At 54.7% G+C, this 19,746-nt stretch carries 19 protein-coding genes and 1 pseudogene; 7 read left to right on the top strand and 13 right to left on the bottom strand.

Features of this window, described 5'->3' with window-relative positions; genetic code table 11:
• Positions 1-6 precede the first annotated feature (6 nt).
• The 4 genes and pseudogenes from LDN84_RS19085 (at position 7) to LDN84_RS19070 (ending at position 4,702) form a co-directional block, all read left to right on the top strand.
• Positions 7-972, top strand: a complete 966-nt coding sequence (locus tag LDN84_RS19085) for an AEC family transporter (protein ID WP_223905000.1) — start codon at positions 7-9, stop codon at positions 970-972.
• Between the two features lie 135 nt (positions 973-1,107).
• Positions 1,108-1,902, top strand: coding sequence for a class I SAM-dependent methyltransferase (locus LDN84_RS19080; RefSeq protein WP_223904999.1), 795 nt, complete (start codon positions 1,108-1,110; stop codon positions 1,900-1,902).
• Between the two features lie 150 nt (positions 1,903-2,052).
• Complete coding sequence (locus tag LDN84_RS19075; RefSeq protein ID WP_435405902.1) at positions 2,053-3,156, top strand: nucleotidyltransferase family protein; 1,104 nt, start codon at positions 2,053-2,055, stop codon at positions 3,154-3,156.
• A gap of 78 nt (positions 3,157-3,234) precedes the next feature.
• Positions 3,235-4,702, top strand: a pseudogene (locus LDN84_RS19070) (mannose-1-phosphate guanylyltransferase/mannose-6-phosphate isomerase).
• A gap of 11 nt (positions 4,703-4,713) precedes the next feature.
• On the opposite strand, the gene holA reads toward LDN84_RS19070, so the two are convergent.
• The gene (holA, locus tag LDN84_RS19065; protein ID WP_223904998.1) at positions 4,714-5,778 is read right to left on the bottom strand and encodes a DNA polymerase III subunit delta; all 1,065 of its coding nucleotides are present in this window, start codon (positions 5,776-5,778) and stop codon (positions 4,714-4,716) included.
• Between the two features lie 27 nt (positions 5,779-5,805).
• Positions 5,806-6,231 (bottom strand): Lrp/AsnC family transcriptional regulator, encoded by a 426-nt coding sequence (locus LDN84_RS19060; protein ID WP_223904997.1) that lies wholly within the window; start codon positions 6,229-6,231, stop codon positions 5,806-5,808.
• Between the two features lie 123 nt (positions 6,232-6,354).
• On the opposite strand from LDN84_RS19060, the gene ocd reads away from it, so the two are divergent.
• Complete coding sequence (gene ocd, locus LDN84_RS19055; protein WP_223904996.1) at positions 6,355-7,479, top strand: ornithine cyclodeaminase; 1,125 nt, start codon at positions 6,355-6,357, stop codon at positions 7,477-7,479.
• Between the two features lie 96 nt (positions 7,480-7,575).
• On the opposite strand, the gene LDN84_RS19050 is transcribed toward ocd, so the two are convergent.
• Genes LDN84_RS19050 through LDN84_RS19025 form a run of 6 tightly spaced genes read right to left on the bottom strand, consistent with a single transcriptional unit; the run spans position 7,576 to position 13,451 of the window.
• Entirely contained in the window at positions 7,576-8,124 is a 549-nt protein-coding gene (locus LDN84_RS19050) for an LPS-assembly lipoprotein LptE (protein ID WP_223904995.1), read from the bottom strand.
• A 3-nt stretch (positions 8,125-8,127) separates the two neighbouring features.
• Positions 8,128-10,893 (bottom strand): leucine--tRNA ligase, encoded by a 2,766-nt coding sequence (leuS, locus tag LDN84_RS19045; RefSeq protein WP_223913151.1) that lies wholly within the window; start codon positions 10,891-10,893, stop codon positions 8,128-8,130.
• A gap of 55 nt (positions 10,894-10,948) precedes the next feature.
• Entirely contained in the window at positions 10,949-11,410 is a 462-nt protein-coding gene (locus LDN84_RS19040) for an ExbD/TolR family protein (RefSeq protein ID WP_223904994.1), read from the bottom strand.
• 15 nt (positions 11,411-11,425) lie between these two features.
• Positions 11,426-12,088, bottom strand: a complete 663-nt coding sequence (locus tag LDN84_RS19035) for a MotA/TolQ/ExbB proton channel family protein (protein WP_223904993.1) — start codon at positions 12,086-12,088, stop codon at positions 11,426-11,428.
• Positions 12,085-12,900, bottom strand: a complete 816-nt coding sequence (gene dapB / locus LDN84_RS19030) for a 4-hydroxy-tetrahydrodipicolinate reductase (protein ID WP_223904992.1) — start codon at positions 12,898-12,900, stop codon at positions 12,085-12,087. Before dapB ends, LDN84_RS19035 begins: the two co-directional genes overlap by 4 nt.
• A gap of 8 nt (positions 12,901-12,908) precedes the next feature.
• Positions 12,909-13,451, bottom strand: coding sequence for an outer membrane protein assembly factor BamE (locus LDN84_RS19025; RefSeq protein WP_223904991.1), 543 nt, complete (start codon positions 13,449-13,451; stop codon positions 12,909-12,911).
• A gap of 108 nt (positions 13,452-13,559) precedes the next feature.
• Here LDN84_RS19025 and fur point away from each other — a divergent pair, with 108 nt between their 5' ends.
• Positions 13,560-13,988: a ferric iron uptake transcriptional regulator gene (gene fur, locus LDN84_RS19020; RefSeq protein ID WP_223904990.1), complete on the top strand. Its 429-nt coding sequence runs from the start codon at positions 13,560-13,562 to the stop codon at positions 13,986-13,988.
• Between the two features lie 12 nt (positions 13,989-14,000).
• On the opposite strand, the gene hprK is transcribed toward fur, so the two are convergent.
• The 3 genes from hprK to hpf form a co-directional block, all read right to left on the bottom strand.
• Positions 14,001-14,951: an HPr(Ser) kinase/phosphatase gene (gene hprK / locus LDN84_RS19015; RefSeq protein ID WP_223904989.1), complete on the bottom strand. Its 951-nt coding sequence runs from the start codon at positions 14,949-14,951 to the stop codon at positions 14,001-14,003.
• Between the two features lie 32 nt (positions 14,952-14,983).
• Positions 14,984-15,451, bottom strand: coding sequence for a PTS sugar transporter subunit IIA (locus LDN84_RS19010; RefSeq protein ID WP_223904988.1), 468 nt, complete (start codon positions 15,449-15,451; stop codon positions 14,984-14,986).
• Between the two features lie 81 nt (positions 15,452-15,532).
• The gene (hpf, locus tag LDN84_RS19005; protein ID WP_223904987.1) at positions 15,533-15,862 is read right to left on the bottom strand and encodes a ribosome hibernation-promoting factor, HPF/YfiA family; all 330 of its coding nucleotides are present in this window, start codon (positions 15,860-15,862) and stop codon (positions 15,533-15,535) included.
• Positions 15,863-16,199: 337 nt separating this feature from the next.
• Between hpf and corA the strand changes: the two genes are divergently transcribed.
• On the top strand, positions 16,200-17,186 hold the full coding sequence (gene corA, locus LDN84_RS19000) for a magnesium/cobalt transporter CorA (RefSeq protein ID WP_223904986.1): 987 nt from the start codon (positions 16,200-16,202) through the stop codon (positions 17,184-17,186).
• Positions 17,187-17,229: 43 nt separating this feature from the next.
• Here corA and LDN84_RS18995 read toward each other — a convergent pair whose 3' ends face one another.
• Together LDN84_RS18995 and LDN84_RS18990 are read right to left on the bottom strand one after the other, a co-directional pair.
• Positions 17,230-17,979 (bottom strand): 5'-methylthioadenosine/adenosylhomocysteine nucleosidase, encoded by a 750-nt coding sequence (locus LDN84_RS18995; protein ID WP_223904985.1) that lies wholly within the window; start codon positions 17,977-17,979, stop codon positions 17,230-17,232.
• Positions 17,980-18,000: 21 nt separating this feature from the next.
• Complete coding sequence (locus tag LDN84_RS18990; RefSeq protein WP_223904984.1) at positions 18,001-19,674, bottom strand: long-chain-fatty-acid--CoA ligase; 1,674 nt, start codon at positions 19,672-19,674, stop codon at positions 18,001-18,003.
• Positions 19,675-19,746: the final 72 nt, after the last annotated feature.

Raw genomic sequence — 19,746 nt, 5'->3', positions numbered from 1 at the left:
CGCCCGGTGCTGCAGATATTCATCATTACTTTTCCGTTTTTTGCACTGGTGCTGTGTGGTTATCTGGCCGCGCGTCGGCGCATGTTGCCATTGGAAGCCATTCCTGGTTTGAATGGCTTTGTGCTGTTTTTTGCACTGCCGTGTATGTTGTACCGATTTGGCGCGTCTACACCCATTGCCCAGTTGCTGGATGTGGGTGTCTTCGCCACCTGGTTGCTGTGTGCCTTGGTTACCGTTGGTTTTACCGTGGTGGTGAGTTTGAACAGTCGTATTGGCTGGAACGATGCGTCGTTTGGCGCGCTGGTGGCGGCTTTTCCCAACTCAGGCTTTATGGGGGTGCCGCTGCTGGTTGCCTTGCTGGGCACCCAGGCAGCCGGGCCAGCCATCTTGACCATGGTGATTGACATGGTGGTCACCACCTCGTTGTGTATTGCGCTGTCGCGTCTGGATGGCGCTGATGCGCATGGCGCTGCCAAGGCACTGAAAAATGCCTTGAAAGGGGTGCTGACCAACCCCATGCCTTGGGCGATTTTGCTCGGCGCGCTGGTGTCGGTGCTGGGCTGGGCACCTCCCAAGCCCGTGGTTCAGACGGTCGGCTTGTTGGCCGATGCAGCTTCGCCGGTGGCATTGTTCACCATTGGAGCGGTGCTGGCGCGCTCACAAATGCTGGCAGCAGCCGGGCATGTCAAGGCTCCGCTGCTGCGTGATTACGTGCCTGTGGCGCTGATTAAGCTGTTTTTTCACCCGTTGCTGGTGTTGCTGGTCGGGGCTGGACTGATCAGTTTGGGGGTGCCGATGACACGTTTTGCCTTGACGGTGATGGTGCTCACCGCTGCCTTGCCCAGTGCCAGTAATGTGTCGTTGCTGGCGGAGCGCTTTGGCGCAGACAACGGTCGTATTGCCCGCATTATTCTGGTTTCCACTGCGGCTGCATTTGTCACGTTTACGCTGGCAGTGTCATGGATGGTGTAAGTCGGGTGTGCCTCAGGTGTCATTCAAGTTGCTTGGGCTTTGATATGTGTCAATGTAGGGTTTCCCCATAGGCATCTAATTTGACTTGGAAATTTTTGACGTTGGGGCTGTTGCCCCCCTATTTGAAAGTACACCATGTCTTCCTGGATTTCGTATTCCGCCTTTGCTGTAGTTTTGGTGCTTGCCAGTACCGCCTTGTTTTTCTTTACTCTGACACGTGGCGCACTGGTGATGCGTGGTGTGATGGGACGGCTCACGCATGAGGCTGCACATGTTTACCCGATCTACTCCAACATGCGGTTGATCCGTTTGGTGGATTGGCAGCCCATTATTTCGGCGATTTTGCTGTTTCAGTACAGCCATCTGGTGTCACTCATCGTGCATGGTCTGCGCCGGGACAATTTGCAGGGCAAGCGGGTGTTGATCACCTCCTGTGCTTTCGGCAATGTGATTCCCCGCGTGGTGGAGGCCTCGGTCAAATCCGGCGCCAGCCAGGTGCTGATTGCGGACATCATTCAAAACGAGTTGGATCATGCTCAAACCAAATTGGGCTCTTATGCCCAGCACATTGTGTATTCGCAGGAAAACGCAGTGGCCTTGCAACAGCCGGATGCGTCGGTGCAGGCCAATGTGATGTTTTTTTTGCTGCACGAGTTGCCGCATCACCTGAAAATTGAAGCCTTGAACGAAGCCATGCGGGTGTTGTCCCCCGGGGGCCGGCTGTATCTGGGGGAGTTTCATCGTCCCCGTCCGTGGCTGCTGCGTGTTTTGAGCTGGACGTATTTCAAGGTGTTCGAGCCTTATGGCCTGGCACTGTGGGACAGCCATGATCCGGTGCAGCAGCTGCAGGCCATGCCGGGAGTGACGTGTGAACGGCACACTGCATTTTTTGGTAATTTCCAGGTGATTGTGGCAACCAAGCCGGTTTAGGTTTTGTCATGGCCGGGCTTTCGCCAAAGCTCGGACAACCCATGCCAGGACACGTGGCGCTGGCAAAGCCAAAACCCGCTGGGTTACAGTAGCGTTTGATCCAAACACTGCATTCGGGAGTAAAAACAATGACGACAAGGGAAACAAGCCATGGCTAAAGGCATGATTCTGGCCGCCGGGCAAGGCACACGGGTACGGCCCCTGACCAAATACTTACCCAAACCGATGATCCCCATCATGGGCAAACCGGTGATGGAATACCTGATTGAGCATCTTGCCCGCTACGGCATCACCGAAATCATGGTGAACGTGGCCCACAACCACCACAAAATCGAGCAATACTTTGGGGATGGCCACCGCTGGGGCGTAGAACTTGGCTACGCCTACGAAGGCATACGCGAACAAGGAGAAGTGGTACCCAAACCCTTTGGATCAGCCGGTGGAATGCGCCGCATCCAGGACTTCAGCGGATTCTTTGACCAAACCACCCTGGTTCTCTGCGGTGATGCCATCATTGACCTGGACATTGGTGCGGCCCTGCATGAACACAAAATCGACGGAGCCCTGGCCAGCGTCGTCACGCTGGACGTACCCTTGAACGAAGTATCCAACTACGGCATTGTGGTGGCCAATGAAAACGGCCAAATCCAGTCCTTCCAGGAAAAACCCCAACCCTCCGAGGCCAAATCCACCTTGGCCAGCACCGGCATCTACATTTTTGAGCCCGCCGCCCTGGATCTGATCCCCCCCAATACGATCTACGACATCGGCGCACAACTCTTTCCCCAACTGGTAGAACAAAAACTACCGTTCTATGCCCAGAAACGCTTCTTCAACTGGATCGACATCGGCCGGGTGAGCGACTACTGGTCGGTACTACAACGAGTGATACGCGGTGAAGTGGCGCAAATGAACATGCCTGGGCGCGAAGTCAAACCCGGCATCTGGGTCGGCCTGAACACCAACATCGCCTGGGACCACGTCAGCATTGAAGGCCCGGTGTACATCGGTTCAAGCGTGCGTATTGAGCCCGGAGCCAGCATCATTGGCCCCTGCTGGATAGGTCACGGCAGCCACATCCGCACCGGTGCACGGGTGGTGCGCAGCATCCTGTTCGAATACACCCGCATTGCGGCAGACATGCGCTTCACCGACATGATCGTCTCGCCCGACTACTGCGTTGACCGTACCGGTGAAACCCTTTACCGTGGGGACGAAACTGCCCAATTACGTTGGGGTGATGCCCGCGCCTGAACAAGCCGCCTGAGCCTGATCCGTTACAAATGCCAAGCGTAAGCAACCGCCAGTTTTAAATTTTGATCTTTGATGACCATGACCAGTCCCATCCTTCTTCAACCCGTCATCTTGTCCGGTGGCTCAGGCACCCGCCTGTGGCCCCTGTCCCGCGAAAAATACCCCAAACAATTGCTCAGCCTGGTGGGGGACGACACCCTCTTGCAAGCCACCGTGCGCCGCGTCCAAGGCCTGCAAGGTGTGGAACTGGCCCACCCCATGGTGGTGTGTAACGAAGAATACCGCTTTGTGATTGCCGAACAACTGCGCCTGCTGCACCTGAGTGGCACCGTGGTGTTGGAGCCATGTGGCAGAAATACGGCTCCAGCGCTGACACTGGCTGCACTGTCAGCTATCAAAAACGGATCTGACCCGGTGCTGCTGGTGATGCCAGCAGATCATGTGATTACCGATGTGGCCGCCTTCCAAAAAGTCGTCAGTGCAGGTGCTGTGCTGGCCGACCAAGGGGCCGTGGTTACTTTTGGCATCACACCGGATGCGCCAGAAACCGGCTACGGCTACATCCAGGCGGGTGCACCCTATGGCGAGGCCGACACCGCCCGTCTGATTGCCCGCTTTGTGGAAAAAACCCAACCTGGCGACCGCGCAAATTTACCTGGCCGAGGGCAGCTACTCCTGGAACAGTGGCCTGTTCATGATGCGTGCCTCGGTCTGGTTGTCTGCCATGGGCATCTGCCGTGCCGACATTCTGGCCACCTGCCAGGCCGCCTGGGAACAAGGCCAAACCGATGGAGAGTTTGTGCGGGTAGACAAGACCACCTTCACCCAATGTCCCAGCGACTCGATTGACTACGCGGTGATGGAGCGACTTGCCAGTGGTTCAGGCCAAGACACCATCACCTTGCCACCAGGTGTGGTACTGCCCTTGAGTGCTGGCTGGTCTGACGTGGGGGGCCTGGGATGCCTTGTGGCAAGTGTTGCCCAAGGATGAACGTGGCAACGTGTCGCAGGGTGATGTGCTGCTGCAGGACTGTGAAAACACCCTGGTATTGTCCGAAGGGCGCCTGATTGCCTGCGTGGGGGGTGAGTGATCTGGTGGTGGTGGAAACTGCCGATGCGATTTTGGTGTCGCACAAGGACAAGACCCAGGATGTGAAAAAGATTGTGGACACCCTCAAGGCGCAAGGCCGCTCTGAGGGGGAGTATTCACCGCAAGGTGTTCCGGCCCTGGGGCTGGTATGACGGGGTGGATGCGGGTGAGCGCTTTCAGGTCAAGCGCATTGTGGTCAAACCGGGTGGCACGCTGTCCTTACAAATGCACCACCACCGGGCTGAGCACTGGATTGTGGTGAGTGGTACGGCTCGGGTGACCTGCGGCGACAAGAGCTTTTTGCTGTCGGAGAACCAGTCCACCTTTATTCCCTTGGGAACCACCCATCGGCTGGAAAACCCTGGGCGGGTAGCCCTTGAAATGATCGAGGTGCAGTCCGGCTCTTACCTGGGGGAGGATGACATCGTGCGCTTTGAGGATGTGTATGGGCGCTAGTGATCAGCGTTTTATCTAGAGGGAGCTGGTTTCACGGCACACAGGTTGCATAACATCATCGCCAGCCGTGCCAGGGCCTGCCAGCCATTGGTGGGCCAATCTGCCACCTTGAGACCTTTGACAATACCGTCCACCTGGTGCGCAGACTGCAACAGTTGCGCCAAGGCGGTTTCACTCAGGCGTGGTAGCACACGCTCAAACAAGCGTTCCTTGTTGCCCCAGACGCGTTGCTCACGCAGCGCCATGGGCAGCGGCTTGCCTTGCCTCATGGCATCTTTGACCCGCTTGAGGGCGCGAATGTCTTCGGCCAGGGTGTAGTGCACCAGCACCTCGGCCTCGCCCTCGGCCTGCAAGCCATCCAGCATACGTTGCACCCGCTCATACTGGCCGGCCAGCACCGCTTCACTGAGTTTGAATACATCAAACCGGGCCACATTGAGCACTGCACTTTCGATCTGATCGAAACTGAGCTCGCCAGCGGGGTGAATCAAGGCCATTTTTTGAATTTCCTGATGGGCGGCCAGCAGGTTGCCTTCTACACGGTCAGCAAAAAACTGCAAGCTGCGTTGGCCTTCTTCCCCCGTTTTGACGCGCTGGCCTTGCGCCGCCAAACGCTGGGCAATCCACTGCGGTAAAGCTGCGCGCTCCACTGGGCTGACTTCCAGTGTGATGCCGCTTTCCAGCGCCGCAAACCAGGCACTGGACTTGGTCATGCGATCCAGGCGGGGCAAGATCACCAGCGTCAGCGTGCTGTCATTGCCGCGGGATTGCTCGACCAACTGCTGCAAAGCGGTGCTGCCTTCTTTGCCGGGCTTGCCGCTGGGTATACGCAGTTCCAGGATTTGTTTGTCGGCAAACAGGCTCAAACTGCCGCCAGCGGCCAGCACTTCGCTCCAGTCAAAGTGGGCTCCCGATACAGTGAATGAGCTACGCTCGGTGAATCCTTGGGAACGTGCTGCCACACGAATGGCATCCAGCGCCTCCTGGATCAGCAAGGGCTCATCGCCATGCAGGGTATAGAGGCTTTTCAGGCCTTTGACCAGATGGGGGTTGAGCTGGGTGGGGTTGAGTTGCATAGTCTGCAAGTGTAGTCAGCCGGGCGTTCAAGCCACCCGAAAGGTTTCCAGGTGGATGCTGGTTTCGGTGCTGCTGATGCCTTTGAGCAAACGGATGCGCTCCAGCACCTTGGCCAGCTCTTGCAGGGTTTCAGCGCGCAATTCGGCCAGCAAGTCCCAGCGGCCATTGGTGTCATGCAGGGCGGCCACGCCGGGCTCGCCCAGCAGATTGGCAATGACGGCGCGGGTCTGGTTGCCATCCACCGCAATGCTCATCCAGGCAATGATCTGGTTGTGTTGCACGTCCGGGCGCAGGCGCACGGTGTAGCCGACGATGGTGCCGCTGTCTTCCATGCGGCGGATGCGGTTGGTGACGGTGCCACGTGATACTTTGAGTTTTTGCGCCAGTGTCGCCACGCTCAAACGGGCATCTTGCCGAAGCAAAGCCAGCAGTTGGTGGTCTGTTTCATCCATTGTGATAGTTATCTATATCAAAACGTTAATTATGTAGCGTTTTTTATACATTATTAGCGATTGTGCTTGTCTCACTTGGGAGAGACACTTTTAGCCAATCCATTCATTGACTTGAGAAACACCATGAACATTACCCACACGCTCTCACAACACACGCTGTTTCTGAGCCCGCAAGACATTGCCCGCATCGTGGGGTGGCAAGGCATGGCCGCCACCTTGCGCGGCCTGGCCGACACCATTGAAGACGACTTTGTGCGCTGGCCCTGTTTTGACAAATCGGCCCGGCTGGCCAGCCATTCTCAGGATGGTGTGATTGAGTTGATGCCGATTGCCGATACCCGCCACTACAGCTTCAAATATGTCAACGGCCACCCTAAAAACACGGCGCAGGGGCTGTCCACGGTGATGGCTTTTGGGGTGCTGGCCGATGTGGCCACGGGCATCCCGCGCCTGATCAGCGAGATGACCCTGACCACAGCCCTGCGCACGGCGGCCACCTCCGCCGTGGCCGCCCTGGCCCTGGCCCGGCCGGACAGCCGGGTGATGGCCTTGATTGGCAACGGCGCACAAAGTGAGTTTCAGGCGCTGGCGTTTCACCTTCTGGTGGGCATTGAAGAAATTCGTCTGTACGACATTGACCCGCAAGCCACCGCCAAGTTGCTGCACAACCTGCGCCACAACCCGGATGCCGCCCAACTCCGCCTGACAACCTGTACCAGTGTGGCCGAGGCGGTGCGTGGGGCCGACATTGTGACCACCATCACTGCCGACAAAACCAATGCCACCATCATCAGCGCCAACATGCTGGAGCCCGGCATGCACATCAACGGTGTGGGCGGAGACTGCCCTGGCAAGACCGAAATCCACCCCGATGTGCTACGTGGCTCCAAAGTGTTTGTGGAGTACGAGCCCCAAACCCGCATCGAAGGTGATTTGCAGCACTTACCTGCGGATTTTCCGGTGACCGAGTTGTGGCAGGTGCTGGCGGGCAACCAGGTCGGACGCGATCATGCCGCACAAGTCACGATGTTTGACTCCGTGGGGTTTGCCATGGAGGATTTTTCAGCGTTGCGTTACATGTGGGCCCAAGCTCGGGCACTCGGCCTGGTCACACCGATTGACCTGATTCCGCAGCTGGCTGACCCGAAAGATTTGTATGGCTTGATCAAACCTGCGCAAGACTTGGCGTTTGTTCAAAGGAACAAAGCTCACCGCACCACACTGGCTGCAGAGGAAACGCTGGCATGAAATCAGGATTCTCTGCCCAGGCACCGGTTGGGGTGGTGATGGTTCGCCCTGCCTGCAGGCAGGGCCTCATCTGAAACCGCATTTGCGGGGCCTGAATCAATCCAGTTGAGACGCTTGAACCGTGACCAGACGGCGCAGGATTTGCTGAACAATGTCAGATTGCATGTCTCGGTAGAGCAAGACCTCTTCAGCTTCCTTGGCCAGGACGGCGGTTTCATTGAAGTTGATTTCACGTTGTTGGGAAATCTCAACACCTTCAATCAGAGCTTTGCCCTTGGCGTTACGCAGGCGCAGTTGAACGCGCAGGCGCAACTGGAATTCACGCACCTGACCTGAGGTATTGACCCCCACCACCACTTTTTCTCGCAGCTCATTGCCCACATCCAGCACCAGTTGCGCTTGAGAGATGGGCTCATCTACGGTCAGCACATGAACTGCGTCGCCAAACGAACGGCGCAGCTCTTGTGCCACGCCCCCGCCCGGGTGGGGCATGATGGCAATCCGGCTGAAGGCAAACGCCTGGCTGCCACGCAGTCTGAAACCGCAGCCTGCCAGTGTGGTACTGGCGGCAGTCAGTGCCATCCACTGCAAGGCAGTGCGGCGTGACCGAATGGTCAAACTGGCTTGGGGCAGGGGGGCGTGCATGGTTTAAACCACCAGATTCACCAAGCGGCCTGGCACCACAATCACCTTCTTCGGTGCCGCGCCATTGGCCAGCTTCAGGAACACCTCGTTGGCCAGTGCCGCTTGTTCGATAGCCGCTTTGTCCGCACTGGCACTGACCACCATAGAGCCACGCAGCTTGCCATTCACTTGCAGCATGAGTTCGATCTCGTCCTGTACCAGGGCGCTGGGGTCGACCCTGGGCCAGGGTGTATCCAGCAAATCGCCCAATGGCTTGGCGTAACCCAGTTCTGACCACAAGGTGTGGGCGATGTGCGGCGTAGCCGGGTACAGGCAACGCAGCAAAATGCCAAAACCTTCGATCAGCGCCACTTGCGCACCGGCGCAGTCCGTGGCCTTGAAGTCTTCCAGCGCATTGATCATTTTCATGCAGCCAGATACCACGGTGTTGTACTGCATACGCTGGTAGTCGTAGTCCACCTGCTTGAGCACACTGTGGATTTCCAGCCGCAAGGCCTTCGCCTCTTTCCCGAATTCAACATCTTTCAGGCTTGTAGCGCTTATAACACTTGCGTCAGCAGCTACAGAATCAATAGCTAACAATTTGACACCAAAATTCCACACCCGGCGCAGGAAACGGTAGCTGCCCTCCACCGCCGCGTCGTTCCACTCCAGCGTGGCCTCGGGTGGAGCGGTGAACATGGTGTACAGGCGGGCGGTGTCAGCACCGTATTTTTCGATCAGGTCCTGCGGGTCCACGCCGTTGTTTTTCGACTTGGACATGGTGCCCACGCCCTCATAGTCAATGGGTGTACCCACCGGCAGATCTCCCACGGCCTTGATCAGGCGCGCGCCAGTCACCTTGCCCGCGTCGTCCAACACGTGCTCCACATCGCTGGGCCAGAAATAGTCTTTGCCACCCTTGTCGGTGCGGCGGCTGTAGATGTGGTTCAGCACCATGCCTTGGGTGAGCAGCTTGGTGAAGGGCTCATCCACCTTGACGAGACCCAGGTCACGCATCACCTTGGTCCAGAAGCGGGCGTACAACAGGTGCAGGATGGCGTGTTCGATGCCGCCGATGTACTGGTCCATCGGCATCCAGTAGTCCGCACCCTCGGCCACCATCTTCTCTGAGTTGGTCGAATCGCAGTAGCGCATGAAGTACCAGGATGAATCCACGAAGGTGTCCATGGTGTCGGTTTCGCGCCGGGCTGGCTTGCCACAGACCGGGCAGGTGACACCAGCGTGGAAGCCCTCGTGTTTGTGCAGCGGGTTGCCAGAACCGTCTGGGATGCAGTCTTGCGGCAGCACTACCGGCAGGTCTTTCTCGGGCACCGGCACCGCGCCGTGTTCCTCACAATGGATGATCGGGATCGGTGTGCCCCAGTAACGCTGGCGGCTCACGCCCCAGTCGCGCAAGCGCCAGGTGACTTTTTTCTCACCCAGGCCCAGGGCGGACAGGTCGGCGGCAACCGCATTGATTGCCTCTTTATAAGGCAGCCCATCGTATTTGCCAGAGTTAATAAGCTCATGATCACCGTCCTCTCGCGGGTCACCAGGCTTCAAGCCATACCAATCGCGCCACTCCCCATCGGGATCAACATTCCTGATATCGGTACCATGCTCTCCATCCTTCGCCGCTGGGACTATGCTATGTAGCCTATATACCGGCTTTATTGTTAAGCCGTATTTCTGGGCGAACGCAAAGTCGCGCTCGTCGTGCGCTGGCACACCCATCACCGCACCGTCACCGTAGCTCATCAGCACGTAATTGCCGACCCAGACTTCAACCTGCTTGCCGGTCAGCGGATGGGTGACAAACAAGCCGGTCGGCATGCCGACTTTTTCTTTCAAAGCCAGTTCCGCCTCGGTGGTACCGCCCTTTTTGCATTCTTCAATGAAGGCTGCCAGCGCCGGATTGCGGGTGGCGGCGTGCACAGCCAGCGGGTGTTCAGCGGCCACCGCGCAGAAGGTCACGCCCATGATGGTGTCGGCGCGGGTGGTGAAGATGTACATCTTGCCGTCACCGATCAGCGCACCGTCAGCGCCCTTGATGTCGTGGGTGAAGGCAAAACGCACACCTTCAGACTTGCCAATCCAGTTTTCCTGCATCAGCTTGACGCGCTCGGGCCAGCCGGGCATGTTGTCGCCGGTGACGTTGGCCAGCAGCTCATCGGCGTACTGGGTGATGGCCAGGTAGTAGCCCGGAATTTCGCGTTTTTCGACCACCGCTCCGGTGCGCCAGCCTTTGCCATCAATGACCTGCTCATTGGCCAGCACGGTCATGTCCACCGGGTCCCAGTTGACGACCTGGGTCTTGCGGTAGGCAATGCCTTTTTCGAGCATTTTCAAAAACAGCCACTGGTTCCACTTGTAGTACTCGGGCGTGCAGGTGGCCACTTCGCGGCTCCAGTCGATGGCCAGGCCCATGGCCTGCATCTGGCCCTTCATGTAGGCGATGTTCTCAAACGTCCATTGGGCCGGTGGCACACCGTTTTTCAGCGCGGCGTTTTCCGCCGGCAGGCCAAAGGCATCCCAGCCCATGGGCATCAGCACGTTGTAGCCCTGCATGCGCAGCTGGCGCGTCAGCATGTCGTTGATGGTGTAGTTGCGCACATGGCCCATGTGTAACTTGCCGCTGGGGTAGGGCAGCATGGAGCAGGCGTAGAACTTTTTCTTGGGTTTGCCGTTAACGTCCAGTGCGTTTTCAGTCACGCGGTAAGCATCCAGCGCCGTCCAATGGGCTTGGGCAGCGGGTTCAACATCGAGGTGGTTGTATTTGTCTTGCATGGCAGTCAGAAGATGCGGCATTTGCGGCCGACTTGGCTTGAGATAGGTGTGAATTTTAGGGTTTGACTGCAGGCGTGGATTCCACTACCCCAGTCTTCGCTGATGCCGTCGCATCTGCGACAAAGCCAATACGGTTTAATCCGGCTTTTTGCGCGGCACCCATCACTTCAACCACGCGGCCATAGGGCACCACTTGGTCGGCGCGTAGCAGCACTTCGGTTTGTGGATTGGCTGAAGCCGACGAGTTGAGTTGCCGTGCCAGTTCATCCAGCGTCACGGGTTGGTCTTTCAGGTAAATTTGGCCAGCAGCGTCCATCACCACCGTCACCGACTTGGGGGCATCCCCAGCCTTGGCTGCGTCGGTTTGGGGTAAGTCCAGTTTGATCGAACTAGTCAAAAGGGGGGCGGTGATGATGAAAATGACCACCAAGACCAACATCACATCAATCAAAGGGGTCATGTTGATGTCACTCATGGGTTGTGAGCCCGCAGCGCAATCCAGGCGGCCAAATGACATGATGTGTAAGAGCCTTTAACGCTTGACCGCGATGGTATCCAGGCCAGCGTTGCCAAGTTCGCGCAGGTCGCGGGCAAAGCCTTCGAGTTCAGCTTCAATGCGTGTTACCGCACGGCCGAGCACGTTGAAGGCCAAGACTGCTGGAATGGCTACCATCAAGCCCGCTGCTGTCATGATCAAAGATTCGCCGACCGGGCCGGAAATTTTGTCGATGGTGACTTGACCTGCATTGGCAATGCCAATCAGTGCATGGTAGATGCCCCACACGGTGCCCAACAATCCTACAAATGGTGCAGTGGCCCCCACTGTGGCCAATAAAACCTGGCCGTGCTGGAGTTTGGCAAGCGCTCCATGCAAGGCATTACGCAAGACGCGAGTTAACTGTTGGGCGCGGTTACCTACGCAGGCCAGCGTGTCATCAGGTTCAATTTTGATAGCTTCCACCATAGGCAGAACAAGCGCTCCACGGTCAAAAGCCTTGATTTTCAGACTGGCTTCCTCTACATTGGTCGATTGCCAGAACGCTGCCACACAACGTGCCACATCACCACTGGCACGGTGCAGCAACCAGGATTTCCACAAAATCACCACCCAACTTCCCACTGACATGGCCAACAGTAACAACGCTACTGAGCGTGTCAAGGCATCACCTTGCCAGAAAAACTGGGCCAAATTCATTTCAGGTTCAATACGTCGGTCATGTCGAAGAGGCCGGATTTGCGTCCCTTCAAGAACCGTACAGCACGCAAGCTGCCCTCTGCGTAAGACACGCGGCTGCCCGATTTGTGGCTGATTTCAATACGCTCCCCGGTACCTGCAAACAACACAGTGTGGTCGCCCACAATGTCGCCCCCACGAATGGTGGCAAAACCAATGCTCGATGGATCGCGCTCTCCGGTCACGCCTTGTCGTGCATAAACAGCACAGTCTTTGAGATCGCGACCCAGTGCGCCCGCAATCACTTCACCCATTTTCAAGGCCGTGCCTGAGGGTGCATCCACCTTATGGCGGTGATGTGCTTCGATGATTTCAATGTCGTAACCCGTGCTGAGGGATTTGGCGGCAAGTTCCAACAGCTTGAGGGTGACATTCACACCCACGCTCATGTTGGGGGCCATCACAATGGCAATGTTTTTTGCAAGTTCGGCAATTTCCAGCTTTTGCGCATCACTGAATCCGGTGGTGCCAATGACGGCATTAACACCGAGTGCGCGACACACCTGTAAATGCGCCAAAGTGCCTTCGGGGCGTGTGAAATCAATCAGTGCATCGGCGTGGGCCAGACCCGTGGGCAAATCAGCGGTGATGGCAATGCCACTATGGATTCCAAGAAAAGCTGCAGGGTCTACGCCTACAGCCGGACTGGTGGTCACATCCAGGGCTCCGCTGAGCTTGCAGTCATCGGCTTTTGAGACTGCTTCGATCAACATGCGCCCCATGCGCCCGCTGGCACCAGCCACGCAAATGTGGTGAATTATGGACTCTGTCATTTTGAAAATCAGTTGGTGGTGGTTTCCAGCGGAGGGTAACTGGTGGTCCGTGGTACAGGTGATTGCGGTGCAGCAACCGGGGTTGTTGGCGCAGTGGTTTGCAAGCTTTCCGGTGACATTTCAAGCACTGGAATAGGGCCTGATTTTCGACCTGAATCCAGCGATGCTACAAACTCGGCCTCACTGGGTAAGCTGTCTGCTTGTACCTTGATCAATACATCGTCTTTGAAAAAGATGGTCACACGTCGTGCTTGAGGCTCAATGCCTTGGCGCTTGAAGGTGAACACATAGTCCCATCGATCCGTATGAAAAATACTGTTGAGCAAAGGGGTGCCCAAAATGTCGCGCACTTGGTTACGACTCATGCCCTCCTTGAGAGCGGCGACTTGTTCCCGAGAGACAAAATTGCCTTGCACAATGTCAATTTTGTAAGGTGTCACGATGGAGACCAAGCGGTTGCTGGCCCCGTCCATGCTGCTACAGGCAGAGAGGCTGAGCAAAAGTGCTGCCAAAGAACTCAAACAGACGCGATGAGCAAGAGAATCAAACATGGGCAAACCAAGTGACAATAAGAGCTGAACATTGTACTGGCAGCCTCAAGATGAGCCGTCGCCAGGTTGTTGCCAGTTGCCTCACCACTGAATTCTCTAGCGCACCAAATGACCAAGATCGATGAACTGAAAAGTACGGGACTCAAAGCTACACTGCCAAGGCTGAAGATTCTGGAAATTTTCCAAAAAGGTCAGCAACGCCATATGACGGCAGAGGACGTTTTTCGGGTGCTGTTGCTAGAGCATTCCGATGTTGGGTTGGCCACGGTGTACCGGGTGTTGGCTCAATTTGAGCAGGCTGATATCTTGGTACGTAGCCACTTCGAGAGTGGCAAAGCAGTTTATGAACTCAATGAAGGCCAGCATCATGACCATTTGGTATGTTTGGACTGTGGCCGAGTAGAAGAGTTTTTTGATGCTGAAATTGAAAAACGTCAGCATGCAGTGGCAAAAGCGAAAGGATTTGAGATTGTCGACCACGCGCTAAGCCTTTATGCGCATTGCACACGTGCTCATTGTCAGCACCGTGTGCCGTAACCACCTGCTAGCCTAGCCTGGTTCGTTCATCGCCAAGCGGTGACGCTCTACAAATTCTTTATAGGTATCTACACCGCGAATTTGCAAAATGGTATTGCGCACAGCAGCTTCGACCAATACCGCCAAGTTGCGCCCGGCTACTACCTGTATGACCACTTTTCGCACAGGCACATCCAGCACATCCTGCGTTAAGGGTTCATAGGGAATGCGTTCATAGTCGCGTTCCATGGTTTCTCGGCGCACCAGATGCACAATAAGTTGTAGTGCTTTTTTGCGACGTACAGCGGTCTCGCCAAAAATGCATCGAATGTCCAGCAAGCCAATGCCGCGTACCTCCAGCAGGTTCAGCAGCAAATCCGGGCAGCGGCCCTCAATCGTGTCCTGATTGATTCGGTACAAATCAACTGCATCATCAGCGACCAGCCCATTGCCACGGGAAACTAGTTCCAAACCGAGTTCACTTTTACCTAGGCCAGACTCACCGGTGATCAGTACGCCCAGGCCCAGAATATCCATGAACACACCATGCATGGTGCAGCGGTCAGCAAAGTGCCTGGACAAGTAGGCACGTAACACATCAATGACGAAGGCAGAAGAGCCATCGGTGGCAAACATCGGAATTTGAGCACGTTCGCACATCGATAGCAGTGCATCTGGAGCAACTTGCCCATCTGCCAATACCAGCACAGGGGGTTCCAGCGTAACAATGCGGGAAATCCGGCGGGCGCAGTCTTCCGGGGTGGCATTGGTCAAATAGGCGACTTCACGCTCACCCAGGATTTGTACCCGATAGGGATGGATGTAATTGAGATAACCCACCAAGTCGGCACCTGAGCGGGCCGCACGCACCGCAACTTCATCAAAGCGCCGCTCTGAGGCCCCCAGCCCGGCAACCCATTCCCAGCGCAGGTTGCCCCTAAAGGCTTCAAACAGCACATCGGCACTGATTACATTGGGTTTCAAAGCTCAAACTCCTGGGGCATGAGAGAAAAAACTCAGGCTACCTGGGCGGACTGCCAATTGATGATCAACTGGTGCAGTTCATCGGCCTGAGTACTGGCGGACATCTTGTCGCGGAGTTGACTGTCACTCAGCATTTCGGCGATTTCCGAGAGAATTTCAAGATGTTTCTGGGTCGCTGCCTCTGGTACCAACAAAAATATCATCAACCCAACAGGTAATTCATCCGGGGCTTCAAAAGCAATAGGACGAGCCAGCTGGAACACGGCCGCCATGGGCGATTTCAATCCCTTGATACGACCATGGGGAATGGCTACACCATGGCCCAGGCCAGTGGAGCCCAAGCGCTCACGCGAAAAAAGGCTGTCAGTCACCAAAGCGCGACTGAGGCCATGGAGATTTTCAAAAAGCAAACCTGCTTCTTCAAAAGCTCTCTTTTTGCTGGAAATATCAACCTGCACTTGCACTTGTGCAGCAGAAAGAATAGACGCAAGACGATTCATGATGTGTTGAAATGATGCCCCCTGAAAATCCGGGCGCAAAAAAAGCCGCACGCACCAGCGGGCGGCTGGCCTGAGTTTAAATTACATCAAGCGTTTGGTGGCTTCGTGCGCATGAGATTGCACACGATCTTTGTGACGAACTACCTGACGATCCAATTTGTCAACCAGTTCATCAACCGCTGCATACAGGTCTGAGTGAGCACTTTCGGCAAAGAGTTCGATACCTTTGATGTGAATATTGCATTCTGCTTTTTGGCGACGTTCCTTTTCTTTTTGATTTTCCAGTGTCAGTAACACCCTGACATCAACCACTTGATCAAAATGCCTTTTGATTCGATCAAGTTTGGTTGTGACATAGCTGCGTAAAGCCGGGGTTACTTCCAAATGGTGACCACTGATTGTCAGGTTCATAAAAGCCTCCTAAAGCTCTTGGGTAAAAATGGTGACCAGAATCAAGCTGGTAACCGGGAAAAGCCATATTTTTAACGTTTGAAGTGACTATGCACGGGCTTGGCAGTGAATGCAATGTATTTTTATGTTGCATTGCAACAATATCAGGTCATTGAGCTACACGGTTTGCCGAAATCGGACTGACAATGCGATAATGTGAAAAGATTATTAAAGGAATTTTGTCTTGGAAACCTGCCCCAGTCGGTAGCTTTCAACTCCCAAAGTCACGTCGCGGGGTTGAAAGCCATTCCCTCAACCCCTCAGCGTTAGATGCCAAACCTCAATTGGGAGTGAGCCCATGCTCAACATTTTTACCCTCGCCAACGGCCGCTTGTTTCAGGAGGAAATTGAATCTCTGGAAGAGTTGTCGCGTTTTCAACCAATTTGGGTTGATTTGGAGTCACCGACACCGGAAGAAAAACGCTGGATCAAACAGTATTTTGGTTTGTCCATTCCAGAAGATGCAATGGATGAAGACATCGAGGAATCCGCACGTTTTTACAAAGAAGACAATGGCGAATTGCATATTCGCAGTGACTTTTTGGTGGCAGATGAAGATGAACCGCACACAGTGCGGGTGGCTTTTATTTTGAATCTGGAGAATGACCAGCTCAAAAGCAAAGGCGTGCTGTTTTCTATTCACGATGAAGATGTGCCGGTGTTTCGGTTATTGCGCATGCGGGCCCGTCGAGCACCAGGTTTGATAGAAGATGCCAAAGAAGTTTTGCTCAAGCTGTTTGATGCAGATGCAGAGTATTCTGCGGACACCCTTGAGGAAATTTATGACGAGCTTGAAAAAGCCAGCGCTAAAGTGCTGTCAGGTGATGTGACCGACGCCATGGCTGGTGAGGTGCTGGGTGCCATTGCTCGTCACGAAGACATGAATGGGCGTATCCGGCGTAATGCAATGGATACGCGGCGTGCGGTAAGCTTTATGATGCGCTCCAAAATGCTCAACGCAGAGCAGTTTGAAGAAGCGCGTCAGATCCTGCGTGATATTGACTCACTGGACTCGCATACTGCATTTCTGTTTGACAAAATTAACTTCTTGATGGATGCCACGGTCGGTTTCATCAATATCAATCAGAACAAAATCATCAAAATCTTCTCGGTGGCCAGCGTCGCGCTGTTACCACCCACTCTGATTGCCAGCATTTATGGCATGAATTTCCAGTTCATGCCCGAACTGGCCCAAACCTGGGGCTACCCTTATGCATTGGCGCTGATGGTCGCCAGCGCATTGGTACCCATGTGGTATTTCAGAAAACGTGGCTGGTTGAAGTAAAGACAGCTTGTGGAGCCTTTAAAAAAGCATCAATTGCTCTTTTTTAGAGCATTTGGAGAAACCGGCTCATGATGGAGAGTGCGCAAGGGCTTGCCACCTGTTGTACAAAGGCAGAAAAATCGACGTGAGCATGTGCGTCTGCCCGGTCAGAAATTGTTCGTACTGCAGCAAATGGAACTTTGTAGTCGCGACAGACCTGGGCAATCGCAGCTCCTTCCATCTCTACCGCCAGCGGTGAGAAACCAGCTGCTTGTAGACCGTCGAGCAGTTGTGAGGCCACCTCTGCGCTGGCGACAAATTGATCTCCACTGGCAATAAGTCCCTGGTGAATATGTGGACTCACCAAATTTTTTTCATTAAAAAAGTGGGCTGTAGTGCCTGTCAATGCTGCATGAGTAGCTTCCAAAAGGATAGTGCTCAAGGCTACATCGCAAGCCAGCGTGGAGCAGCCATACAAAGGGATTTCATAGCGCGCAAATAAAGGGCTGGAATCCATGTCGTGCTGTATAAAAGCATCTGCTACCACCAAGTCACCCACATTGACACCGGCACCTACCCCTCCGGCCACACCGGTAAACACAATGCGGTCTACGCCAAATGCTTCAATTAATGTGGTGGTGGTGGTGGCTGCAGCCACTTTGCCAATTTTGGTGAGAACAAGTACCACCTCTTGGCCGTACCATTGTCCACACCAAAAGGTTCGTCCAGCCCGCTGTACCCGTCGCGGGTGGCTTAACTGTTCCAGCAACCCTCGCTGTTCATCCAGCAGGGCACTCATGATGGCTAATGTCAAACAGGGTCCTGCTTTCTCTGGTTATTTGTTACGAAGCTCACGACGCAGAATTTTACCGACCGGTGTTTTCGGCAATTCGGTGCGGAATTCCACCAGTTTGGGCTGTTTGTATCCTGTCAAGTTCTCGCGACAATATGCACGCACCTGTTCCTCAGTGAGTTCGGGATTTTTCTTGACGATAACCAGTTTGACGGCCTCACCCGACTTGGTGTCAGGCACACCGACACAAGCACATTCCAAAATGCCTGGCATCTGAGACACCACATCTTCCAGTTCTGTGGGAAATACATTAAAGCCACTGACCAAGACCATGTCTTTTTTACGATCCACAATTTTGAAGTAGCCGCGTTCATCAACCACACCTATGTCGCCTGATTTGAAATAACCATCCGGTGTCATGACTTTGGCTGTTTCGTCAGGTCGTTGCCAGTAGCCGGCCATGACTTGTGGACCTTTGATGGCGATTTCGCCTGCGGCACCCGGTGCCACTTCATTTCCGTCATCGTCAAGCAACTTGAGCCAGGTGCTGGGTATGGGCACTCCAATAGATCCCGAGTATTCAGTCACCATGACCGGGTTTGACGTAGCGATCGGGGAGGTTTCGCTCAGTCCATATCCTTCACAAATCGGGCAACCTGTTTTGTCCAGCCAGAGTTTGGCTACTGCACTCTGTACCGCAGTTCCACCACCCGCAGAGGCTACCAAGCTACTCCAGTTCACTTTATGGAAGTCAGGGTGATTGGCCAGACCGTTGAATAACGTGTTGACGGCTGGGAACAGATGGATTTTGTGTTTGGCCAGTTCTTTGAGCACAGCAACAAAGTCACGCGGATTTGGAATCAAAATAAGTTTGCCACCCAAACGCATAGACAGCATCATGCCAACTGTGAATGCAAATATGTGATAAAGCGGCAGGGCACAAACTTCATTCAATTGTTCTCCCGGTGGGACTTTTCCAAGAGCAGGCTGAAACCATGCATCTGACTGCAACAAGTTAGCCACTAGATTACGATGTAAAAGAACCGCACCTTTGGATACACCCGTGGTGCCACCGGTGTATTGCAATACCGCAACATCATCGGGTTTGACGGCGATTTTTTTCAATGTTCCGCTGCTTCCATTGGCTAAGGCTGCATTAAAACGCACCGCAGTGGGCAGGTTGAAGTCGGGCACCATTTTCTTGATATTGCGCACCACATAGTTCACCAGCATTCCTTTGAGAAAGCCAAGTTGGTCGCCCATGGCGCACAGTACAACATGTTTGACAGGGGTTGCTGCTAGACATTTTTCCAGCGTGGCTGCAAAGTTTTCAAGAATCACAATGGCTTTGGTGCCTGAGTCTTTGAGTTGGTGCTCTAGCTCTCGCGCCGTATAAAGTGGATTGACATTGACCAAGGTGTAACCTGCGCGGAGGATGCCCGCTACTGCGATCGGGTACTGCAATACGTTGGGCATCATCACCGCAACACGATCCCCCTTGGATAATCCTAGACTTTGCAGGTACACGCCAAAAGTCTGGCTGAGTTCATCTACTTGTGCATAGGTGAGTTCTTTGCCCATGAAGCTGTAGGCACTCAGGCTGGCAAATTTCTTGAAGGACTCCTCCATCATGTCAACCATGGATGCATAACGGGTTACATCAATGTCTGCAGGCACTCCTTCAGGATAACTGCTCAGCCATATCCGGTCACTCATGGGTATCTCTCCAAGTTTTTATAAAAAAGTGATTTTCACCCGCTTGTCAGGTTCTGTAAGCTGTGTTTTCCC

This window comes from Rhodoferax lithotrophicus (genome assembly GCF_019973615.1).
Classification (GTDB): domain Bacteria; phylum Pseudomonadota; class Gammaproteobacteria; order Burkholderiales; family Burkholderiaceae_C; genus Rhodoferax; species Rhodoferax lithotrophicus.
This window is presented reverse-complemented; position numbering and strand designations above follow the sequence as displayed.

Coding starts and splice junctions, on each gene's coding strand:
- LDN84_RS19080 (WP_223904999.1), top strand. CDS start 1,108: ATGTCTTCCTGGATTTCGTATTCCGCCTTTGCTGTAGTTTTGGTGCTT.
- LDN84_RS19075 (WP_435405902.1), top strand. CDS start 2,053: ATGGCTAAAGGCATGATTCTGGCCGCCGGGCAAGGCACACGGGTACGG.
- holA (WP_223904998.1), bottom strand. CDS start 5,778: ATGCAACTCAACCCCACCCAGCTCAACCCCCATCTGGTCAAAGGCCTG.
- LDN84_RS19060 (WP_223904997.1), bottom strand. CDS start 6,231: ATGGATGAAACAGACCACCAACTGCTGGCTTTGCTTCGGCAAGATGCC.
- ocd (WP_223904996.1), top strand. CDS start 6,355: ATGAACATTACCCACACGCTCTCACAACACACGCTGTTTCTGAGCCCG.
- LDN84_RS19050 (WP_223904995.1), bottom strand. CDS start 8,124: ATGCACGCCCCCCTGCCCCAAGCCAGTTTGACCATTCGGTCACGCCGC.
- leuS (WP_223913151.1), bottom strand. CDS start 10,893: ATGCAAGACAAATACAACCACCTCGATGTTGAACCCGCTGCCCAAGCC.
- LDN84_RS19040 (WP_223904994.1), bottom strand. CDS start 11,410: ATGTCATTTGGCCGCCTGGATTGCGCTGCGGGCTCACAACCCATGAGT.
- LDN84_RS19035 (WP_223904993.1), bottom strand. CDS start 12,088: ATGAATTTGGCCCAGTTTTTCTGGCAAGGTGATGCCTTGACACGCTCA.
- dapB (WP_223904992.1), bottom strand. CDS start 12,900: ATGACAGAGTCCATAATTCACCACATTTGCGTGGCTGGTGCCAGCGGG.
- LDN84_RS19025 (WP_223904991.1), bottom strand. CDS start 13,451: ATGTTTGATTCTCTTGCTCATCGCGTCTGTTTGAGTTCTTTGGCAGCA.
- fur (WP_223904990.1), top strand. CDS start 13,560: ATGACCAAGATCGATGAACTGAAAAGTACGGGACTCAAAGCTACACTG.
- LDN84_RS19010 (WP_223904988.1), bottom strand. CDS start 15,451: ATGAATCGTCTTGCGTCTATTCTTTCTGCTGCACAAGTGCAAGTGCAG.
- hpf (WP_223904987.1), bottom strand. CDS start 15,862: ATGAACCTGACAATCAGTGGTCACCATTTGGAAGTAACCCCGGCTTTA.
- corA (WP_223904986.1), top strand. CDS start 16,200: ATGCTCAACATTTTTACCCTCGCCAACGGCCGCTTGTTTCAGGAGGAA.
- LDN84_RS18990 (WP_223904984.1), bottom strand. CDS start 19,674: ATGAGTGACCGGATATGGCTGAGCAGTTATCCTGAAGGAGTGCCTGCA.